At 54.8% G+C, this 5,584-nt stretch carries 3 tRNA genes and 3 rRNA genes; all 6 read left to right on the plus strand.

The features are described 5' to 3' along the window. The first annotated feature begins 315 nt into the window (after positions 1 to 315). The 6 genes from V6S85_RS26415 (at position 316) to V6S85_RS26440 (ending at position 5,584) form a co-directional block, all read left to right on the plus strand. A 16S ribosomal RNA gene (locus V6S85_RS26415) occupies positions 316 to 1,799 on the plus strand. Between the two features lie 181 nt (positions 1,800 to 1,980). Further along, positions 1,981 to 2,057, plus strand: a tRNA-Ile gene (locus V6S85_RS26420). Positions 2,058 to 2,121: 64 nt separating this feature from the next. Beyond that, a tRNA-Ala gene (locus V6S85_RS26425) sits at positions 2,122 to 2,197 on the plus strand. Between the two features lie 237 nt (positions 2,198 to 2,434). Further along, positions 2,435 to 5,220, plus strand: a 23S ribosomal RNA gene (locus V6S85_RS26430). Between the two features lie 106 nt (positions 5,221 to 5,326). Then, positions 5,327 to 5,441, plus strand: a 5S ribosomal RNA gene (gene rrf / locus V6S85_RS26435). The 16S, 23S and 5S rRNA genes sit together here with 3 tRNA genes alongside, the layout of an rRNA operon. A gap of 66 nt (positions 5,442 to 5,507) precedes the next feature. Beyond that, positions 5,508 to 5,584: transfer RNA gene (locus V6S85_RS26440), tRNA-Met, on the plus strand.

Here is a 5,584-nt window from a genome sequence, read left to right on the forward strand (position 1 = left end):
TAAATAGCCGCCTCCGCCGACACCGGGCGCTAAACGGTGGGGCCGCTCCCCGGTTACGGAGGCGGCTCGGAGCTCCGGCTCTGGTCTTTGACATTGTTGATTTGGAAAGAGAAACGCAGGCGGCGGCGCTCTGGCGGTTACCCTTCGAGGTAACCTTAGACGCTGACGAATGCGGTCTCTTGAAGACACCATTTATACGGTGATCGAGCTTTCGGGCTTGATCATTGTGTGATGGGAACTCGTCAAGAAACTATGCAAACCAGATACGCGATCGGGGTTTTCCCCTCGATCAAATAGCTGGAGTCAATGTCAACTCAACCTGAGAGTTTGATCCTGGCTCAGAGCGAACGCTGGCGGCAGGCCTAACACATGCAAGTCGAACGGATCCTTCGGGATTAGTGGCGGACGGGTGAGTAACACGTGGGAACGTGCCCTTTGGTTCGGAACAACTCAGGGAAACTTGAGCTAATACCGGATGTGCCCTTCGGGGGAAAGATTTATCGCCATTGGAGCGGCCCGCGTCTGATTAGCTAGTTGGTGAGGTAAAGGCTCACCAAGGCGACGATCAGTAGCTGGTCTGAGAGGATGATCAGCCACATTGGGACTGAGACACGGCCCAAACTCCTACGGGAGGCAGCAGTGGGGAATCTTGCGCAATGGGCGAAAGCCTGACGCAGCCATGCCGCGTGAATGATGAAGGTCTTAGGATTGTAAAATTCTTTCACCGGGGACGATAATGACGGTACCCGGAGAAGAAGCCCCGGCTAACTTCGTGCCAGCAGCCGCGGTAATACGAAGGGGGCTAGCGTTGCTCGGAATTACTGGGCGTAAAGGGAGCGTAGGCGGACTGTTTAGTCAGAGGTGAAAGCCCAGGGCTCAACCTTGGAATTGCCTTTGATACTGGCAGTCTTGAGTACGGAAGAGGTATGTGGAACTCCGAGTGTAGAGGTGAAATTCGTAGATATTCGGAAGAACACCAGTGGCGAAGGCGACATACTGGTCCGTTACTGACGCTGAGGCTCGAAAGCGTGGGGAGCAAACAGGATTAGATACCCTGGTAGTCCACGCTGTAAACGATGAGTGCTAGTTGTCGGCAGGCATGCCTGTCGGTGACGCAGCTAACGCATTAAGCACTCCGCCTGGGGAGTACGGTCGCAAGATTAAAACTCAAAGGAATTGACGGGGGCCCGCACAAGCGGTGGAGCATGTGGTTTAATTCGAAGCAACGCGCAGAACCTTACCACCTTTTGACATGCCCGGACCACCAGAGAGATCTGGCTTTCCCTTCGGGGACTGGGACACAGGTGCTGCATGGCTGTCGTCAGCTCGTGTCGTGAGATGTTGGGTTAAGTCCCGCAACGAGCGCAACCCTCGCTGTTAGTTGCCACCATTCAGTTGGGCACTCTAACAGGACTGCCGGAGTTAATCCGGAGGAAGGCGGGGATGACGTCAAGTCCTCATGGCCCTTACAAGGTGGGCTACACACGTGCTACAATGGCGACTACAGAGGGTTGCAATCCCGCGAGGGGGAGCCAATCCCTAAAAGTCGTCTCAGTTCGGATTGTTCTCTGCAACTCGAGAGCATGAAGTTGGAATCGCTAGTAATCGCGGATCAGCATGCCGCGGTGAATACGTTCCCGGGCCTTGTACACACCGCCCGTCACACCATGGGAGTTGGCTTTACCCGAAGGCGCTGCGCTAACTCGCAAGAGAGGCAGGCGACCACGGTAGGGTCAGCGACTGGGGTGAAGTCGTAACAAGGTAGCCGTAGGGGAACCTGCGGCTGGATCACCTCCTTTCTAAGGATGCTTCTCCAAGCTCTCACGAGCTTATTGAGGCTCCAATTAGTGCGCTAGACGCACACAAATGAGCGGATCGCCGCCGTCTCCGTTTCTCTTTCCACTTGTCTTGAGCCGATCAGGTTCAAGGCACGATCGCGAGCCCTGGGGCGGATCATCTGATCCGATCTGAGCGGCCTATGGGCCCGTAGCTCAGTTGGTTAGAGCGCACGCTTGATAAGCGTGAGGTCATAAGTTCAAGTCTTATCGGGCCTACCACTCTTTCCAATCATACGGACGCAACCGACAGCTCTCCTGGGCGAGCAACTCACACCAAGTGTGAGGGGCCATAGCTCAGTTGGTAGAGCGCCTGCTTTGCAAGCAGGATGTCGTCGGTTCGAATCCGTCTGGCTCCACCATCTTTGTTGGCTGTCTTCGCTAACGCTTCGCTTCTTGAGCGAGGCCAGCTGGAGGACGGACAAGGACGCGATCGAGGATATCAAGTTTGCAGCTGGCTCTGAGCCATCTGCGAAATGACATCGTGAATGTAGGGTTCAGCCGCTTAGGTTGGACTTAAGAAGACATCATTGTCTGACAAATTGTAAAGCGCATGCGAACCGTCCCTAGACGGTAAGCGCATGGGTTTTGCTGAGAACGATCAAGCGCATAAGGGCTTCTGACGGATGCCTTGGCATTGAGAGGCGATGAAGGACGTGGCACGCTGCGATAAGAGCCGGGGAGGCGCGAGCACCCTTTGATCCGGCTATCTCCGAATGGGGAAACCCACCTTTACGGTCACCCAACTTAGCTTTGCTTCGGCAAGGCGAAGATTGGATGGTCGGAAGAGGTATAATGATCTGAATACATAGGGTCATTAAGCAAACCCAGGGAACTGAAACATCTCAGTACCTGGAGGAAAGGACATCAACCGAGACTCCCGTAGTAGTGGCGAGCGAACCGGGACCAGGCCAGTGCTGTCGTGACATAAAGCTGAAGGATCTGGGAAGGTCCGCCATAGTGGGTGATAGCCCCGTAAGCGTCAAATAGCGACAGACTCGAGTAGGGCGGGACACGTGAAATCCTGTCTGAACATGGGGGGACCACCCTCCAAGCCTAAGTACTCCTCAATGACCGATAGCGAACAAGTACCGTGAGGGAAAGGTGAAAAGCACCCCGACAAGGGGAGTGAAACAGATCCTGAAATCGGAAGCCTACAAGCAGTCGGAGCCACCGCGCGTGGTGACGGCGTACCTTTTGTATAATGGGTCAGCGACTTCATGTGCCGTGCAAGCTTAAGCCGTTAGGTGTAGGCGCAGCGAAAGCGAGTCTGAATAGGGCGAATAAGTACGTCGCATGACGACCCGAAACCAGGTGATCTATCCATGAGCAGGTTGAAGGTTGGGTAACACCAACTGGAGGACCGAACCGGTGAATGTTGAAAAATTCTCGGATGACTTGTGGATAGGGGTGAAAGGCCAATCAAACCTGGACATAGCTGGTTCTCCGCGAAAACTATTTAGGTAGTGCCTCAGACGGACTCCTCGGGGGGTAGAGCACTGAATGGATGCGGGCGGCGCGAGCTGTACCAATTCTAATCAAACTCCGAATACCCGAGAGAGATATCTGGGAGACACACGGCGGGTGCTAACGTCCGTCGTGAAAAGGGAAACAACCCTAACCATCATCTAAGGCCCCCAAGTACTGGCTAAGTGGGAAACGATGTGGGTTTGCTTTGACAACCAGGATGTTGGCTTAGAAGCAGCCATCATTTAAAGAAAGCGTAACAGCTCACTGGTCAAGCGAACCTGCGCGGAAAATGTAACGGGGCTAAAGCCAGTCGCCGAAGGTATGGGTTTGCTCTTTGAGCAAGCGGTAGCGGAGCGTTCCGTAAGCCTGTGAAGATGAGGCGTGAGCCTTGTTGGAGGTATCGGAAGTGAGAATGCTGACATGAGTAGCGATAAAGAGGGTGAGAGACCCTCTCGCCGAAAGCCCAAGGGTTCCTGCGTAAAGCTAATCTGCGCAGGGTTAGCCGGCCCCTAAGGCGAGGCCGAAAGGCGTAGTCGATGGGAATCAGGTGAATATTCCTGAGCCAGTTGGAAGTGACGGATCTGGTAAATTGTCGGTCCTTATTGGATTGGTTCCGGCAGTGAACAGGTCCCTGGAAATAACTCCAACGGAGACCGTACCCGAAACCGACACAGGTGGGCAGGTAGAGTATACCAAGGCGCTTGAGAGAACTGTGCTGAAGGAACTCGGCAAATTGCACGCGTAACTTCGGGATAAGCGTGACTCTTCTTTGGGCAACCAGAAAAGAGTGGCACAAGCCAGGGGGTAGCGACTGTTTATCAAAAACACAGGGCTCTGCGAAGCCGCAAGGCGACGTATAGGGTCTGACGCCTGCCCGGTGCCTGAAGGTTAAAAGGAGGGGTGCAAGCTCCGAATTGAAGCCCAGGTAAACGGCGGCCGTAACTATAACGGTCCTAAGGTAGCGAAATTCCTTGTCGGGTAAGTTCCGACCTGCACGAATGGCGTAACGACTTCCCCACTGTCTCCAGCACAGGCTCAGCGAAATTGAATTCCCCGTGAAGATGCGGGGTTCCCGCGGTCAGACGGAAAGACCCTATGAACCTTTACTGCAGCTTCGCCTTGGCGTTAGCAGCAACATGTGTAGGATAGGTGGGAGGCTATGAAACCGGGGCGCCAGTTCCGGTGGAGCCATCCTTGAAATACCACCCTTATTGTTGCTGACGTCTAACCGCGGCCCGTTATCCGGGTCCGGGACATGGCGTGGCGGGCAGTTTGACTGGGGCGGTCGCCTCCCAAAGTGTAACGGAGGCGCGCGATGGTGGGCTCAGACCGGTCGGAAATCGGTCGTCGAGTGCAATGGCATAAGCCCGCCTGACTGCGAGACTGACAAGTCGAGCAGAGACGAAAGTCGGCCATAGTGATCCGGTGGTCCTGCGTGGAAGGGCCATCGCTCAACGAATAAAAGGTACTCTAGGGATAACAGGCTGATTTTGCCCAAGAGTCCATATCGACGGCAAAGTTTGGCACCTCGATGTCGGCTCATCACATCCTGGGGCTGGAGCAGGTCCCAAGGGTTCGGCTGTTCGCCGATTAAAGTGGTACGTGAGCTGGGTTCAGAACGTCGTGAGACAGTTTGGTCCCTATCTGCCGTGGGTGTACGAGACTTGAGAGGATCTGTCCCTAGTACGAGAGGACCGGGATGGACACACCTCTGGTGGACCTGTCATGGCGCCAGCTGTGCAGCAGGGTAGCTAAGTGTGGAATAGATAACCGCTGAAAGCATCTAAGCGGGAAACTAACCTCAAAACAAGGTCTCGCTGAGAGCCGTGGAAGACCACCACGTTGATAGGCCGGGTGTGGAAGTGCGGCGACGCATGGAGCTTACCGGTACTAATAGCTCGATAGGCTTGATCGTTCTTCAGTCAAACCCATGCAAGCTTTACAAACCTTGCCTGACACTGATGTCTTCTTCTTTGCCTTGCCCTCCATCAAAAGAGAGCAAGCAGCATCCTTTTCGCTGACCTGGTGGCTTTGCCGGGGGTTCCCCACCCGATCCCATTCCGAACTCGGTCGTTAAGTCCCCCTGGGCCAATGGTACTTCGTCTCAAGGCGCGGGAGAGTAGGTCGCCGCCAGGTCCGCTAAAAGGATGCATCCAGCAAAGATAACAAAGTCCAGAACCCTACTCACGATTATACCCCTGCCGCGGGGTGGAGCAGCCCGGTAGCTCGTCAGGCTCATAACCTGAAGGTCACAGGTTCAAATCCTGTCCCCGCACCCA

It is taken from the genome of Caulobacter sp. CCNWLW153 (genome assembly GCF_036889365.1).
GTDB classification, from domain to species: domain Bacteria; phylum Pseudomonadota; class Alphaproteobacteria; order Caulobacterales; family Caulobacteraceae; genus Caulobacter; species Caulobacter radicis.